Source organism: Pseudomonas sp. R9.37 (genome assembly GCF_963878885.1).
Classification (GTDB): domain Bacteria; phylum Pseudomonadota; class Gammaproteobacteria; order Pseudomonadales; family Pseudomonadaceae; genus Aquipseudomonas.
Window position 1 is genome coordinate 521,718 of sequence record NZ_CAWNZA010000043.1, and the last position, 14,810, is coordinate 536,527.

Below are 14,810 nucleotides of genomic sequence, written 5' to 3' on the forward strand. Positions count from 1 at the left end.
CCTTTAACGCCGTTCGTTTTGAGGCTGTATGCCAACGTTTTCTCAGCGTCACGTGTTGTTGCTGGTCAGTTGCATCATCATTTTCGGTGGATTATTGCTGGTCCTGCCGCTTAAGCTGCTGCCCAGCCTGCTGGCCGGCCTGTTGGTTTATGAACTGGTCAACATGCTCACCCCGCAGTTGCAGCGGCTGATCGAAGGTCGGCGCGCGCGCTGGCTCGCTGTGGCGTTGCTCGGCACCTTGATCGTCAGCGTGCTGGCCCTGATCTTTGCCGGCGCCATCAGTTTCCTGCTCCACGAAGCGGAAAATCCCGGGGCTTCCCTCGACAAATTCATGGGCGTGGTCGATCGCGCGCGCGGCCAGCTGCCGCCGTTTTTCGACGCCTACCTGCCCGCCAGCGCCGCCGAGTTTCGCGTGGCCATCGGCGACTGGCTGAGCAAGCACCTGAGCGAACTGCAACTGGTCGGCAAAGACGCTGCCCACATGTTCGTCACCCTGCTCATCGGCATGGTGCTGGGCGCGATCATTGCCCTGCAGCGCGTGCCCGACCTGACCAAGCGCAAACCGCTGGCCGCCGCCTTGTTCGACCGCCTGCACCTGCTGGTCCAGGCGTTTCGCAACATCGTCTTCGCCCAGATCAAGATCGCCGCGCTCAACACCCTGTTCACTGCGATCTTCCTCGGGATCGTGCTGCCGCTGTGCGGGATTCACCTGCCGCTGACCAAGACCCTGATCGTGCTGACCTTCCTGGTCGGCCTGCTGCCGGTGATCGGCAACCTGATCTCCAATACGCTGATCACCATCGTCGCGTTGTCGCTGTCGATTTGGGTCGCAGTGGCGGCGCTGGGGTATTTGATCGTGATCCACAAGGTCGAGTACTTCCTCAACGCGCGTATCGTTGGCGGGCAGATCAGCGCCAAGTCGTGGGAATTGTTGCTGGCGATGCTGGTATTCGAAGCCGCATTCGGCCTGCCGGGCGTGGTGGCGGGGCCGATTTACTATGCGTACTTGAAGAGTGAGCTGAAGCTCGCCGGAATGGTTTAACGCACTCACTTGAACTTTAAAGGGAATTAAGGGGAAGCAAGCAGTGAGCGACAATATCTACGCTCCGCCAGCGGCGGAGCTGACCGAGACGGTAAAGACGACTTCAGAGTTTTACGTCATTTCCAAAACCAAGCTGCTGGTGTTGAGCGTCCTCAGCTTTGGGCTGTACACCTACATCTGGTCGTATAAAAACTGGAGTTTGTACAAAAAGGCCAATCAGGTGGACATCTCGCCGTTGGCGCGCGCCATTTTTTTTATTTTCTTTATCCACCAGCTCTATCGCCGGGCCGCTGATCGCGTGGCCCGCAGCGGCCGAAAGTTCGATTTTGACTTTGAGCAATGGGCGACGGTGTTCGTGGTGGTGACGGTAGGCGCCCGGCTTTTCGAAATGGCCGCTGACCGTTTCCAGCCCTGGTTTGCCTATAAGCCGCTGATGCTCCTGGCCGTTCCGCTGTGTGCCTACATCCTTCAACACGCCCAGGGCCTGGTCAATTTCGCGGCAGGGGACCCGGAAGGGCAGAGCAACGCTCGCTTTAACCTGTGGAACTACCTGGTGATCGTGCCGGGCGCGGTGGTGTGGGGCCTGATACTGATTGGGGTGTGGACGGTTTATCACCACTAGGCGGTCTTCACCGTTCAAAAAAATGTGGGAGCGGGCTTGCTCGCGAAAGCGGTGTGTCAGTCAGCACCTCTGGTACTGAAGCACCGCCTTCGCGAGCAAACCCGCTCCCACATTTTGGATTTGCTGTGTGAGTGAAATCGGGGCCGGTCAGCTGCCGTAACGCTTGCTGGCCTCAATCGCCAAACCGCTGCCGATACTGCCGAAGATATTGCCTTCCACGTGCCGCGCATTCGGCAACATCGCCGAAATGCTGTGGCGCAGTGCCGGAATGCCGCTGGAGCCCCCGGTAAAGAACACCGTGTCCACTTGCGCCACACTGACCGACGCATCGGTCAGCAGCTGCGTGACACTGTTGCGCACGCGCTCGAGCAAGCCATCGATGGCCGACTCGAACAGCGCGCGGCTCAGCTCCACGCTCAACCCCGGCTCAACCCGGTCGAGCAGTACGTGGCGGCTGTCCTCGTGGGTCAGCTGGATCTTGGTTTCTTCCACTTCCATGGCCAGCCAGTGCCCGGCGCGCTGTTCGATCAGCTTGAACAGGCGGTCGATGCCGCCGGTGTCTTCGATGTCGTAGCGCATGCTGCCCAGGGCCAGCTGGGATTTTTGCGAATACACCGAGTTGATGGTGTGCCAGGTGGCCAGGTTCATGTGGTGGCTGGTGGGCATGTAGGCGCCGCTTTTCATGCGGCTGCCGTAGCCGAACAGCGGCATCATGCCTTGCAGGCTGAGCTGTTTGTCGAAGTCGGTACCGCCGATGTGCACGCCGCCGGTGGCAAGGATGTCGTCGTGACGGTTGTCATTGTGGCGGCGATCCGGTGACAGGCGCACCAGCGAGAAGTCGGACGTACCACCGCCGATGTCGACGATCAGTACCAACTCTTCCTTCTCAATGGTGGACTCGTAGTCGAACGCTGCTGCAATCGGTTCGTACTGGAAGGAAATGTCCTTGAAACCGATTTTGCGGGCGACATCGACCAGGGTGTTTTCCGCTTCCTGGTCGGCCATCGGGTCGTCATCGACGAAAAACACCGGGCGGCCCAGTACCACTTCTTCGAATTCACGGCCGGCGTTGGCTTCGGCGCGGCTCTTGAGCTGGCCGATAAACAGCGCCAGCAGGTCGGTGAACGGCATTGCCGTGCCGAGTACGCTGGTGTCGTGCTTGATCAGCTTGGAACCCAGCAGGCTCTTGAGCGAGCGCATCAGCCGGCCTTCGTAGTTTTCCAGGTACTCGTGAAGGGCTAGGCGACCGTACACCGGGCGGCGCTCCTCGAAGTTGAAGAACACCACCGACGGCAACGTGATCTTGTCGTCCTCCAGCGCAATAAGCGTTTCCATGCCGGGGCGGATCCAGCCGACGGTGGAGTTGGACGTGCCGAAGTCGATACCGCAGGCACGGGCTGGGGATGGGTTTTTCATGTCTATCGGGTTCCGGTTGAAAAACGGCCGCGCAGTGTATGCCAGTCGGGCACGGATGCGTAGGCCGACCATCCGTTAAATCGTGCTTGAAAGTGCAGGATTTGCCCCCACATCTGTTGCATACGGCTAGCGCCGATAACACTTTGACGCACCCCCAGGCCACATCACTCAACAGGCGCAATGCAGCGCACGTTGTGCCCCGGGCTGTGCGATCTCGATTAAGGATGGTGAACCGCCGATGGATTTCAAAGACTACTACAAGATTCTGGGTGTCGAGCCGAGCGCCGATGACAAGGAAATCAAGGCCGCCTATCGCAAGCTCGCACGCAAATATCACCCAGACGTGAGCAAGGAAAAAGACGCCGAAGAGAAATTCAAGGACGCGTCCGAAGCCTATGAAGCGCTTAAAAGCGCCGATAAGCGCGCGGAATACGACGAGCTGCGCAAATATGGCCAACATGGCCAGCCGTTCCAGGGGCCACCGGGCTGGCAGAGCCGTGGCGGCTTTGGCGGCGGCCAGGACGCGGGCGACTTTTCGGACTTCTTCAGTTCGATCTTCGGCTCGCGCGGCGACGCGTTTGGCGGCGGTCAGCGTCGTCCAACCGGGCGCAAGGGCCAGGACGTGGAAATGCAGCTGTCAGTATTCCTTGAAGAGACGCTGTCCACCGAGTCCAAGCAGATCAGCTTCCAGGTGCCGCAATACGACGCCTCGGGTCGTCACGTCAGCAACACCACCAAGAGCCTGAACGTGAAAATCCCCGCCGGCGTGGCCGACGGCGAGCGTATCCGCCTCAAGGGCCAGGGTGCGCCGGGCATTGGCGGTGGCGCCAATGGCGATCTGTACCTGATCATCAAGTTTGCGCCGCACCCACGGTTTGAAGTGGACGGCGAAAACCTGATCATCAACCTGCCCCTGGCGCCATGGGAATTGGCCTTGGGCGCAGAAGTGGCCGTGCCGACCCTCACCGGCAAGATCAACCTCAAGGTGCCGGCCGGCAGCCAGAACGGCCAACGCATGCGCGCCAAAGGTCATGGCCTGCTGAACAAGGCCGGGCAGCGCGGTTACCTGTTCGTGCAGCTCAAGGCCGTGATGCCGAAAACCAGCGACGATGAAGTCAAGGCGTTGTGGCAGGAGCTGGCGAAAAAAGCCGCGTTCGATCCGCGAGAAAACTGGAACAGCTGACGCCAGGCCGCTCGCGTCCAGGCGCCGAGCACTGCAGGGCAGCACTGCATAGATAGGCCCAGCCAATGGCGGGTGGTGAATAAGCTCCAAGGCTTTATCACCTCCCAAGGGAACCCGCCATGGACCTTCACATTACCCCGCCCCCGGCCTTCGCGCTGCCGGGGGACCAAGGGCAGCATTACGCGTTTCTGTCCTCTGTCATCCCGCCGTATCTGGTGCAGGCGTCCACGCAAAACCGTTCTGGCTTGCGCAGCGTCAAACCCCTTGTTGCGCCCTGGTATGCGCAAGCGACACCGGCGCAAAAAGACACCCTCAAAACCGTGCTCGAGGCCACCTGGCAGTCAACCAACGCCTGGGAAAAGCTCCAGGGCAAGGTCCAGACGCTCGTTGCGTTTGCCCGGCCGTTGCTGGAAACCGCGTTGAAACACGCGGGGCATGAACTGGACGTAGAGCAGACCTTTGTGCGCCTCTATAGCCCGGTCCAAGATACGTTCGGCAGAGCGACCGGGGGTTTCGTGCCCAAGACCCTCTCCCTGCTGCAGGCGGCCCTGAACAATTTCGAGGCGCCTGAAACAGCAATCGGTTATTTCAACAGCGCGTCCGGCTTTATCACTCAACCCGATGAGCGCGGCCATTTCGAGCGGCACCCCACGCGCATGACGCTTGAGGCGTTTGCCCGGCTGTGTCGCGACCTCGACCTGGGCGGCCAGTACCAGGCCTACCTGCAGTCGTACCTTCGCCCTGATGACGTGGTGTCCCAGGCCGTATTGCGCCTGCGCTATCTCACCGCCCAAAAAGACGCGTTCAGTGCCGCAGCCCATCTGGCGCTGCTCAAGGGCGACATTGGCGACAGCGATTTGGCCTTGTTGATGCGCGTGGTCAGCGGCGAGAAAAACATCCGGGTCGGCGAAAAACAGCTCTGGTATCGCACGCCAACCGTGATGAACCTGCGTTTGCAGGGCTGCGTGTTGATCGAGCCGTGCGTCAAATACCGCTACAGCACCTGGTTTATCGCCTGGTTCCCCGACGACCCGCAGCACCCGATCAAACGCTACGAAACGTCTTCGGCGTTTGTGCAGGCCATGACCGACCGGTTGACTCAGGGAGCAACTCAGGACGACCGTTCGCAGCCCTGGTCGCCCACCGACTTTCAACTGTTTTTCAGCCGCTTCGTGGCGCAAAAAGACCGACCTTATTATTTCAATCGGTTGACCGAACTGGTCGTCGACGCGCCGCCGCAGTCGCAGGCTGCCCAGTGGCTGCGCTCCGAGCAAGGGCGCTTCTGGTCGGGTTTGCTGGCGCCCGAAACTCGCAGGGTGACCTCAAGCCTGGGCGACCCGGCGCATACCTCGCGCGTGCCAGCCAGCGGGCCGAATCTGCACATCAATGGCGTAGCCTTCAAACAGATCTGGGAAGAAGTCGACCTGTGGGACGAGCTGTATGAGGGCATGCTGGTGCGCCTGTTCGACGATGCGAAGACCCAGGCCATCCCGACGGCCGACGCGGATGCGCACGGCCGCTCCAGGCGCCTGTCGCACTACCTGAACCTGGGCCTGCTGGTGGTCAATGTGGTCTCGATGGCAGTGCCGCCGCTGGGTTACGTCATGCTCGCGGTGACGGCCTGGCAGTTGCTGTACGAGACCTTCGAAGGTGTTGTCGACATGGCGCAAGGGGACCGTGAGGCTGGCTGGTTACACCTCAAAGATGTCTTGGAAAACCTGGCGATGCTGGCCGCCGGTGGCGTGGTGTTTCACTTCACGGTGTCGCCGTTTATCGAACACCTCAAAAGCGTTCGGCTGCCCGGCGGGAAGACCCGTTTGTGGAAGCCCGACATCCAGCCCTATGTGGCGGACATTGCCTTGGCACCCGAGTCTGTCGCCTCTGAGGAGGGCATACATCGACGTGCCAATCAGGACGTGCTGAACCTGGAAGGCAGGACGTTCGTGCTCAAGCGCGAGCCGTATCCCGGTAAAAGTCGGATCCAGCATCCTGGCCGGCTGGAGGCTTATCAGCCTGAGGTGCGCCATAACGGTGCCGGAGGCTGGGTGCATGAAGCGGAACATCCGCTGGGCTGGGAGCAGCCGCGCCTGATGCGGCGCCTCGGGCCGTTTCTGGATGGCTTGAGCGACGCCCAGCTTGAGCAGATTCGGCGGGTCAGTGACGTTGACGAAAGCGTGTTGCGCCGCTTGCATGTCGAAAGTGAACCGGTGCCTGCGGTGTTGATCGACACCGCGCGGCAGTTTCGTGCCTACGCCGATGCGGTGAGTGTAAGCGAGCAGATCGACCGTGGGCGTTTATCGAGCCGTTTGGCCAGCTATGCGGCGGCGCTGATGGTGCACCTGCCAGGTTGGCCGCGTGCCTGGGCGATTGAGGGGTTCAGGGGCGAGGGCGGCGACGCGGTGCTTTACGGCGATGGGATTACCCCGGTTCAGCAGGTGATCCGGATCAGCCTTGCGGACCTGATGGCGGGCAAGCTCCCCGAGCGGGTGGCGCGTGCGCTCAGTGATGAGCATGCCCGCGCGCTGCTGGGGCAACACGCGCCCCACGACCCGTTGCAGCGTGCGACGTTGCTGCAGACCCGACTGGCGCAGCATGCCCGGCAGTATCGATCCACGTTGTTCCAAAGCCTCTATGCCGACCAACAACCGCCCTCCGAAAAAGCTGTGCAGCTGTTGCAGCGCGACTTCAAAGGGGTGCCCGCGATCATGGCCCGCGAGCTGCTGGCGCGGGCGCGGCCCAGTCAGGTGAGCGCGCTTGAAACCCGCGGCAAAGTGCCTTTGGCGTTGGCCACGCAGGCGCATCAACTGCAACGCCAGATGCGTTTGGTTCGCGCCTATGCAGGCCTTTACCTGGATGCCCTGGCCAACCCGGACACCGAGGCGCTGGTGCTCAACACCCTGGAAACCCTGCCGGGCTGGCAAGACGACTTGCGCCTGGAGGTGCGTGCCGAGGGGGTCAATGGCGTGTTGCGGGCCAGCTATGGGCCCGTCAATGCCTCCCACCGCAAAGTGATCGTGCAGGTAGCGGACGGGCAGTACCAGGCCTTCGACGAGGAGGCCAACGCCTTGCATGGCATCAACAGTTTCTACGACTCGTTGCAGCACGCGCTGACTGACGCGCACCGGACGTCGTTGGGCCTGCCTCATGTCGGGCAAGGGCTGGCGTTGAAAGCGTTGATTCAACGGTATGCGCTGCCCCGTCAGCAGTTGCTCAAGGTACTGGGGATGCAGCCCGACAGCCGGCCATTTTTTGTCCCGGCGCGGCGACTGCCGGACGGCCGTCGCGGGTATCCGCTGAGCGGCAGAGGGCAAGGCACCTGGGGGCAGATTATTGAAGAGCGTGTGCGTGCATTGTTCCCGGACATCAGCACCGAAGAACTGACGCAATTGCGCGCAGACAACGACCCCTTCAATGACCAGTGGCTCAAAAACCTGGAGCGTGAATACAAGACCCTGGATCACACCTTGCAAACCTGGTTGAGCGCGCATATCGAGGGTGTCGGGGAGTTCGGCAGTGCCGGTTATCGGCAGCAACTGCAGGTGCGCAGCAAAATTGTGCGTGCGCTCAAGGACGCCTGGCGTGGCATCGGGCCCCGGCATATCGATCACTTGGGCAACTACCTGGGCCAGCAGATCGACTTGAGTGGCGTGCGCATTCGCCGCCAACTCGACAGTTTGCCGGCGCTGACGGCCCGCTTTGATCACGTCAGCGAATTGAACCTGTCCGAAAGCGATTTTGGCGATGATAACCACCGCTTCCTCACGTACTTCACCGGCGTGTCCAGCCTCAATCTGGAGAATTGCCGGTTGACCCGCCTGCCCGCGCCGCTATCGCGGATGCCGCGCCTGGGGGTGTTGAGCCTCTCGGAAAACCGCATCGTGCTGGACGCGCACGGCGTGGCGCAGTTACGTGCGCTGCGAAGCCTGTGGATGCTTGAACTCGAAGGCAACCCGCTGGGGCTGGCGCCGGATGTCAGCCAAATGCCCAACCTGCAGATGCTGTTGCTGAGCAATACCGGGCTGGACCGTTGGCCCACCGGCCTGTTCGGGCGGGTCAGACCGCGTGGGTTCTATCTGAACATGACTGCCAATCGGTTGAGCCGTATACCCGATGTGGCACCCGGCTCTGACCGCGCGGCGCTGATTGCCCGCACGGTGGTAGACCGCAACCTGTTGAGCCCCGACGTGCTCGCCAGGCTCAAGCTGTATATCGAATCGATTGGTCTGGACCCCGAACGCCGCTTTCCGCCACGGGGCGCGCAAGACAGTATCCACTGGAAGGGCGAGCTGACGCCGACGCAGTGGGAAGCCAAGCAACCGCTGTGGGACGCACTGGAGGCGTCGCCGGGCGCCGAGGGTTTTTTTGACGAAATCAGAAAGCTCTCCGAGTCGTCCGACGCGGCCTCCCAGGCCTACAAGCATGAATTGGCGGCTAAAGTCTGGCGCATGCTGGAGGCCGCGTACGCCGATGCCTCTCTGCGCGACAAACTGTTCCAGATGGCCAGTGCGCCCACCACCTGTGTCGATGCCGGTGCGCAACTGTTCAACGCCATGGGGGTTGAAGTGCTCCTGAGCGAAGCTTATTCGGTGCCCAATGAGCAGTTAGTCGGGCTTGAACTGCTGGACCTCGCCAAGGGCAAATCACGCCTGGACGAGCTTGGCCGGATTGCCCATGCCCGCGTAGGCGAATTGCTCAAGAGCGGCCGGCGCTTTGCCCAGTACAACGGCAATGGCGACCCGATTGTTCACCGCGATGCGCAGGGCAGGGCGTTGCGCCCGATTGACGAAGTCGAGATCCACCTGGCGTACGTCACCGGGCTCGCGCAACGCTTGGACCTGCCCTGGCAGTCGCGCAGCATGATGTTCCGCGAGCCGGACGTCACGGCGGCGATGCTGGATGCCGCGTTTGAGCGTGTCACGCGCCTGGAGCAAGGTGACCTGCTCAGGGAAAACCTGCTGGAACAGGATTTCTGGTGCACTTACCTGGAAGGTGCCAACCGCGCGCAGTTCGATGAGTTGAAAGCCAAGGCCGATGCCCTGGACGACTTGCTGGTGGCGCAGCAAACGTGGGCTGCCGACGGCGGTTTGGCCGCGCCGCACAAACTCGCGCTGCGCAAGACCATCGAAGAAGCCGGACGGCGGCTGGGGTTGCCTGCCAGCGAGCTGAGCCCGGGGCAGGTGATGTCGGATGAGGTGTACTTCGCGCAGTTAAGCGCAATGGGCGTGGCGCGCAAAAACCTGCTGCGTCAGCTCAGCGACCAGGCCTTGGGCAGAACCCCATGACCTGGCCGCCGAGGCGTCAGAACAGGAAGTAACGCTGCGCCATCGGCAGCACGTCGGCCGGTTCGCACCACAGCAGTACGCCGTCGGCCTTGACCTGGTAGGTCTGTGGGTCCACTTCGATAGCCGGCAGGTAGTCGTTGTGGATCAGGTCGGTTTTCTGCACGTCGCGACACCCCTTGACCACCGCAATCTGCTTTTTCAGGCCCAGGGCTTCGGGCAATCCGGCTGCCTGCGCAGCCTGGCTGATAAAGGTCAGGCTGGTGGCATGCAACGAACTGCCGAAGCTGGCGAACATGGGCCGGTAGTGCACCGGCTGCGGCGTGGGAATCGACGCATTGGCGTCGCCCATCAGGCTTGAGGCAATCGCGCCGCCTTTGAGAATCAGGGTCGGTTTGATGCCAAAAAATGCGGGGCGCCACAGCACCAGGTCGGCCCACTTGCCGACTTCGATAGAGCCGACGATATGGCTGATGCCGTGGGTGATCGCCGGGTTGATGGTGTACTTGGCGATGTAGCGCTTGGCGCGGAAGTTGTCGTTGCCTTCGCCGTCACCCGGCAACGGACCGCGCTGTTTTTTCATTTTGTCGGCCGTCTGCCAGGTGCGCGTGATGACTTCACCGACGCGGCCCATGGCCTGGCTGTCCGAGCTGATCATCGAGAACGCGCCGAGGTCGTGCAAGATGTCTTCGGCGGCGATGGTCTCGCGGCGGATGCGGCTTTCGGCGAAGGCCACGTCTTCGGCAATGCTGGGATCCAGGTGATGGCAGACCATCAACATGTCCAGGTGCTCGTCGATGGTATTTCGGGTGAACGGCCGGGTCGGGTTGGTGGAGCTGGGCAGCACGTTCGGGAAGCCGCAGGCCTTGATGATGTCTGGCGCGTGGCCGCCTCCGGCGCCTTCGGTGTGGTAGGTGTGAATGGTGCGGCCCTTGAGCGCGGCGAGCGTGGTTTCGACGAAGCCGGATTCATTCAGCGTGTCGCTGTGGATGGCGACCTGCACGTCATATTCATCGGCGACGCTCAGGCAGTTATCAATGCTCGCAGGCGTGGTGCCCCAGTCTTCGTGCAGCTTCAAACCGATGGCGCCGGCCTTGACCTGCTCGATCAAGGGCTGCGGCAAACTGGCGTTGCCCTTGCCGGTGAAGCCAATGTTCATCGGGAACGAATCGCTGGCCTGAAGCATGCGCGCCAGGTGCCACGGGCCTGACGTACAGGTGGTGGCGTTGGTGCCGGTGGCCGGGCCGGTGCCGCCGCCAATCATGGTGGTGACGCCGCTGGTCAGCGCTTCTTCGATCTGCTGCGGGCAGATGAAATGCACGTGGGAGTCGATGCCGCCGGCAGTGAGGATCATGCCTTCACCGGCGATCACTTCGGTGCTGGCGCCGATGGCCATGGTTACGCCCGGCTGGATATCCGGGTTGCCGGCTTTGCCGATCGCGTGAATGCGGCCATTCTTCAGGCCGACGTCGGCCTTGACGATGCCCCAGTGGTCAATGATCAGCGCGTTGGTGATCAGCGTGTCCACGACCTCATGGGCGAGCAACTGGCTTTGGCCCTGGCCGTCGCGGATGACTTTTCCGCCGCCGAACTTCACTTCCTCGCCATACACGGTGAAGTCTTTTTCGACTTCGACGAACAGCTCGGTGTCCGCCAGGCGGACCTTGTCACCGACGGTGGGGCCGTACATGTCGGCGTAGGCTTGGCGGCTGATTTTCATGTGTGTGAACCCTGAAAAATTATGTTGAATGTGAGTCCGCTATCGGGGGCAAGCCCCCTCCCACCTTCGGTTTGTGGACGCGGTCAAAATGTGGGAGGGGGCTTGCCCCCGATGAGCCCTAAAGGTCGCCCATGATCCGTCCGGCAAACCCGAACACCCGCCGCCCGCCGCTCAAATCGACCAGCTCGACCTCACGGCTCTGCCCCGGCTCGAACCGCACCGCCGTCCCGGCCGGAATATTCAGGCGCATGCCACGGCTCGCCGCGCGGTCAAACGTCAACGCGTCATTGGTTTCAAAAAAATGGTAATGCGAACCCACCTGGATCGGCCGGTCGCCGCTGTTGGCCACGCTGAGGCTGACGGTACGCCGGCCGACATTCAGTTCGATATCGCCAGGCTGGATCTGATATTCACCAGGAATCATGCAGGTTGCCCCAGGGTCTTGTAGTAGATGGCGGTCGGGCTGTAGCGCCCGTCCGGGCTTTGGCAGTAGTCGGGCAATTCACCGATTTTGGTGTATCGCAGCGACTGGTAAAAGGCTTCGGCACCGGAGCCGGCTTCGGTGTCCAGGTACAGCAGGCCGCGCTTGTGCTGGCGCGCGGCGAGTTCCAGAGCGCTCATCAATTGCTGGCCCAGGCCATGGCGGCGGGCGCTGCTGTGTACCAACAGTTTTTGCACTTCGGCGCGGTTGAGGCCATTGGCTTTCTGGCACAGCGCCAATTGCACGCTGGCGATCACCTGTTCATCGCGCACCACCACCCACAGCAGCAGGCTGGCGTCTTCGATGCTGGCTTGTACGCCCTTCAGATAGTCGCGGGCCTGGGCTTCATCGAAGTCCGCCATGAAGCCCACCGACGCACCATGCTTCACCGCGTCCAGCAACAGCTCGATCAAGCCCAGGCGGTAATGGGCAAAACTTTCAGCATTTACTCGACGCAGTTGAGCAGTGTTCATCGATCTCACTCCTTGGGCGGTTCGGCGCCCGGATTCAATGTCAGTTGCATAAAGGTCAGGTCCAGCCAGCGGCCGAACTTGATGCCCACTTGCGGCATTTGCCCGGTGGTGGTGAAACCCAGGCGCTCATGCAGGCGAACAGACGCCTGGTTGCCGCTTTCGATGGCTGCGACCATCACGTGTTTGCCGGCGCTGCGGGCGCGCTCGATCAGCGCTTGCATCAGACGCGGGCCGAGGCCTTTGCCGCGCTGGTCATTGCGCACATACACCGAGTGCTCGACGCTGTAGCGAAAGCCATCAAAGGGTCGCCAGTCGCCGAACGAGGCGTAGCCGGTGACTTCATCGTTTTCCACTGCCACCAGGATCGGGTACGCCTGGGCCTGACGCGCCGTGAACCAGGCCTGTCGGTTGGCCAGGTCGACGGGTTGTTCGTTCCAGATCGCCGTGGTGTTGAGCACCGCGTCGTTGTAGATGTCTCGAATGGCCGGCAGGTCTTGCTCGGTTGCATCACGAATCATGATCGGCTCTCACGCGATAGGCTGGTGGACGGTGACCAGCTTGGTGCCGTCGGGAAAGGTGGCTTCCACCTGGATATCCGGGATCATTTCCGGGATGCCTTCCATCACTTGCTCGCGGCTGAGCAGGGTGGTGCCGTAGTGCATCAAATCGGCGACGGTGCGGCCATCGCGGGCACCTTCCATCAAGGCAGCGGAAATGTAGGCGATGGTTTCCGGGTAGTTGAGCTTCACGCCTCGTGCCAGGCGGCGTTCGGCGACCAGGCCTGCGGTGAAGATCAGCAGTTTGTCTTTTTCCCGTGGGGTCAAATCCATGGTTCAAGGTCCTTCATAGACAGCATTCTTAAAAACAACAGAGATCCGAGAGTGGGAGCGCGCTTGCCTGCGATGGCATCACCTCGGTACATCAGCTACCGAGTTGCCTGCATCGCAGGCAAGCCAGCTCCCACAGGGGACAGGGTCCACTTCAGATCGTCATGTGCTCCAAATTCTTGGTGGAACCGCCTCTCGCCCCAGTACGGTGGGACGCAGCAGTTTCCACACATCAATCAACCAGCCCCGCGCCAGCAGCGCTTCACTGGCCAAACAGCGGGCCACCAGCAGCCCGGGCAGTTGGGTCAGGTCGCCGCGCACCGCATGGGGCAAGGCGCGGCAGCTTTCCAATAAGTCAGGCTCGATATCGCCAGTGAGCAGCAGTGTGGCGAACACCGGTTGCCCGTCCAGCCCGATGGGCGAGTCGAGCAACCCGTCGGCGCCTACAATGCGCTGGCGCTCATGCCAGAGCAACTGGCCGTCGCGGCGGATGTCCAGGTGCGCTTGAAAGTGGCCCAGGTCAAAACGCTCGCCACTGGCTGGCCGGCCGAGAGCGACCACGTCCCAGTAGAACAGCCGGGCATCGCCTTGCAGGTCAATGCGGGTGGTGAGTTCGGCCTGGGCGGCGCTGAACACGATGGTTTCCTGGGGCAGCCACTCCAGCGTGGCGCCCGCTTCCACGGTCAATTCAAGCTGTTGAAAGGCCGGGCCGCTGGCGCGGTACCACTTGGCCGCGCCGGGGCTGGTCAATTGCGCCCAGGCACCGGCGCCAACATGGGCGCGGATGTCCAGGCGATCACCGCCGGCAATCCCGCCGGGCGGGTGCACGATGATGTGCTGGCACACCTGGGGACCTTCGGCGTACAGGTGCTTTTGCACGCGCAGCGGGCCGAGGTGGCGGCGCATCACCGGGCGCGTGGTGTCGCCGAAACGCGCGTAGCCGAGGTCCAGCTCGGCATGCCAGCTGGGGGTGAACAGGGCAGGGGAAACGGGCAGGTTCATGGTTGAGTGCTTATCGTCAGGACGCTACAGATTAGATGGTAACCAGCCCGCGTACACCCTCACTTTCCATATTTTCACCGCGGCCTTGCTGGACGATTTCGCCGCGTGACATCACCAGGTATTGGTCCGCCAGCTCGGCGGCGAAGTCATAGAACTGCTCCACCAGCAGGATCGCCATATCGCCGCGTGCGGCGAGCTTCTTGATCACCATGCCGATTTCCTTGATCACCGACGGCTGGATGCCTTCGGTGGGCTCATCGAGGATCAACAGGCGCGGGCGGCTGGCCAGGGCGCGGCCAATCGCCAACTGTTGCTGTTGGCCGCCGGACAAGTCACCGCCGCGCCGGTGTTTCATTTGCAGCAGTACCGGGAACAATTCATAGATAAACGCCGGCACTTGCTTGGCCTCAGAACCCGGAAAGCGCGACAGGCCCATCAACAGGTTCTCTTCCACCGTCAGCCGCGCAAAAATCTCCCGGCCCTGTGGCACGTAGGCGATGCCAGCGTGCACGCGCTGATGCGGCTTGAGCCCGGTAATGGCTTTGCCTTCCCAGTTCACCGCGCCTTCTTTGGCCGGCAGCAAGCCCATCAGGCACTTGAGCAGGGTGGTTTTGCCCACACCGTTACGGCCGAGCAGGCAGGTGACCTCGCCAATCTTCACATCAAAAGACAGCCCGCGCAGGATATGGCTACCGCCGTAGTACTGATGCAGCTTGTCGACTTGCAGCATGTTCAAATTCTCCTCAAATCCCTGGTAGGCACCGG

General features: G+C 61.8%; 12 protein-coding genes. 4 read left to right on the forward strand and 8 right to left on the reverse strand.

The genetic code is table 11. From position 1 onward, the window contains the following. The first annotated feature begins 28 nt into the window (after positions 1 to 28). Both AACU78_RS21360 and AACU78_RS21365 read left to right on the forward strand, forming a co-directional pair. On the forward strand, positions 29 to 1,042 hold the full coding sequence (locus AACU78_RS21360) for an AI-2E family transporter (protein ID WP_106577662.1): 1,014 nt from the start codon (positions 29 to 31) through the stop codon (positions 1,040 to 1,042). A gap of 43 nt (positions 1,043 to 1,085) precedes the next feature. Then, the gene (locus AACU78_RS21365; RefSeq protein ID WP_106577663.1) at positions 1,086 to 1,664 is read left to right on the forward strand and encodes a hypothetical protein; all 579 of its coding nucleotides are present in this window, start codon (positions 1,086 to 1,088) and stop codon (positions 1,662 to 1,664) included. A gap of 147 nt (positions 1,665 to 1,811) precedes the next feature. Here AACU78_RS21365 and AACU78_RS21370 read toward each other — a convergent pair whose 3' ends face one another. Next, entirely contained in the window at positions 1,812 to 3,080 is a 1,269-nt protein-coding gene (locus AACU78_RS21370; protein WP_012721959.1) for an Hsp70 family protein, read from the reverse strand. 238 nt (positions 3,081 to 3,318) lie between these two features. Here AACU78_RS21370 and AACU78_RS21375 point away from each other — a divergent pair, with 238 nt between their 5' ends. Both AACU78_RS21375 and AACU78_RS21380 read left to right on the forward strand, forming a co-directional pair. After that, complete coding sequence (locus tag AACU78_RS21375) at positions 3,319 to 4,263, forward strand: DnaJ C-terminal domain-containing protein (RefSeq protein WP_106577664.1); 945 nt, start codon at positions 3,319 to 3,321, stop codon at positions 4,261 to 4,263. Between the two features lie 119 nt (positions 4,264 to 4,382). After that, positions 4,383 to 9,545, forward strand: coding sequence for a dermonecrotic toxin domain-containing protein (locus AACU78_RS21380; protein ID WP_106577665.1), 5,163 nt, complete (start codon positions 4,383 to 4,385; stop codon positions 9,543 to 9,545). Positions 9,546 to 9,561: 16 nt separating this feature from the next. Here AACU78_RS21380 and ureC read toward each other — a convergent pair whose 3' ends face one another. The 7 genes from ureC to urtE all read right to left on the reverse strand — a co-directional run bounded on the left by ureC (position 9,562) and on the right by urtE (position 14,775). Continuing rightward, entirely contained in the window at positions 9,562 to 11,262 is a 1,701-nt protein-coding gene (gene ureC / locus AACU78_RS21385; RefSeq protein ID WP_106577666.1) for an urease subunit alpha, read from the reverse strand. A 118-nt stretch (positions 11,263 to 11,380) separates the two neighbouring features. Next, positions 11,381 to 11,686, reverse strand: coding sequence for an urease subunit beta (locus AACU78_RS21390; protein ID WP_106577667.1), 306 nt, complete (start codon positions 11,684 to 11,686; stop codon positions 11,381 to 11,383). Then, positions 11,683 to 12,216, reverse strand: a complete 534-nt coding sequence (locus AACU78_RS21395) for a GNAT family N-acetyltransferase (RefSeq protein ID WP_106577668.1) — start codon at positions 12,214 to 12,216, stop codon at positions 11,683 to 11,685. The genes AACU78_RS21390 and AACU78_RS21395 overlap by 4 nt, the downstream gene beginning before the upstream one ends. A 5-nt stretch (positions 12,217 to 12,221) precedes the next feature. Further along, positions 12,222 to 12,734 (reverse strand): GNAT family N-acetyltransferase, encoded by a 513-nt coding sequence (locus tag AACU78_RS21400; RefSeq protein ID WP_106577669.1) that lies wholly within the window; start codon positions 12,732 to 12,734, stop codon positions 12,222 to 12,224. Positions 12,735 to 12,743: 9 nt separating this feature from the next. Beyond that, complete coding sequence (ureA, locus tag AACU78_RS21405) at positions 12,744 to 13,046, reverse strand: urease subunit gamma (protein WP_003171437.1); 303 nt, start codon at positions 13,044 to 13,046, stop codon at positions 12,744 to 12,746. A gap of 159 nt (positions 13,047 to 13,205) precedes the next feature. Further along, positions 13,206 to 14,045, reverse strand: coding sequence for an urease accessory protein UreD (locus AACU78_RS21410; protein WP_106577670.1), 840 nt, complete (start codon positions 14,043 to 14,045; stop codon positions 13,206 to 13,208). A gap of 31 nt (positions 14,046 to 14,076) precedes the next feature. Next, positions 14,077 to 14,775, reverse strand: a complete 699-nt coding sequence (gene urtE, locus AACU78_RS21415) for an urea ABC transporter ATP-binding subunit UrtE (RefSeq protein WP_106577671.1) — start codon at positions 14,773 to 14,775, stop codon at positions 14,077 to 14,079. Between the last annotated feature and the right edge of the window lie 35 nt (positions 14,776 to 14,810).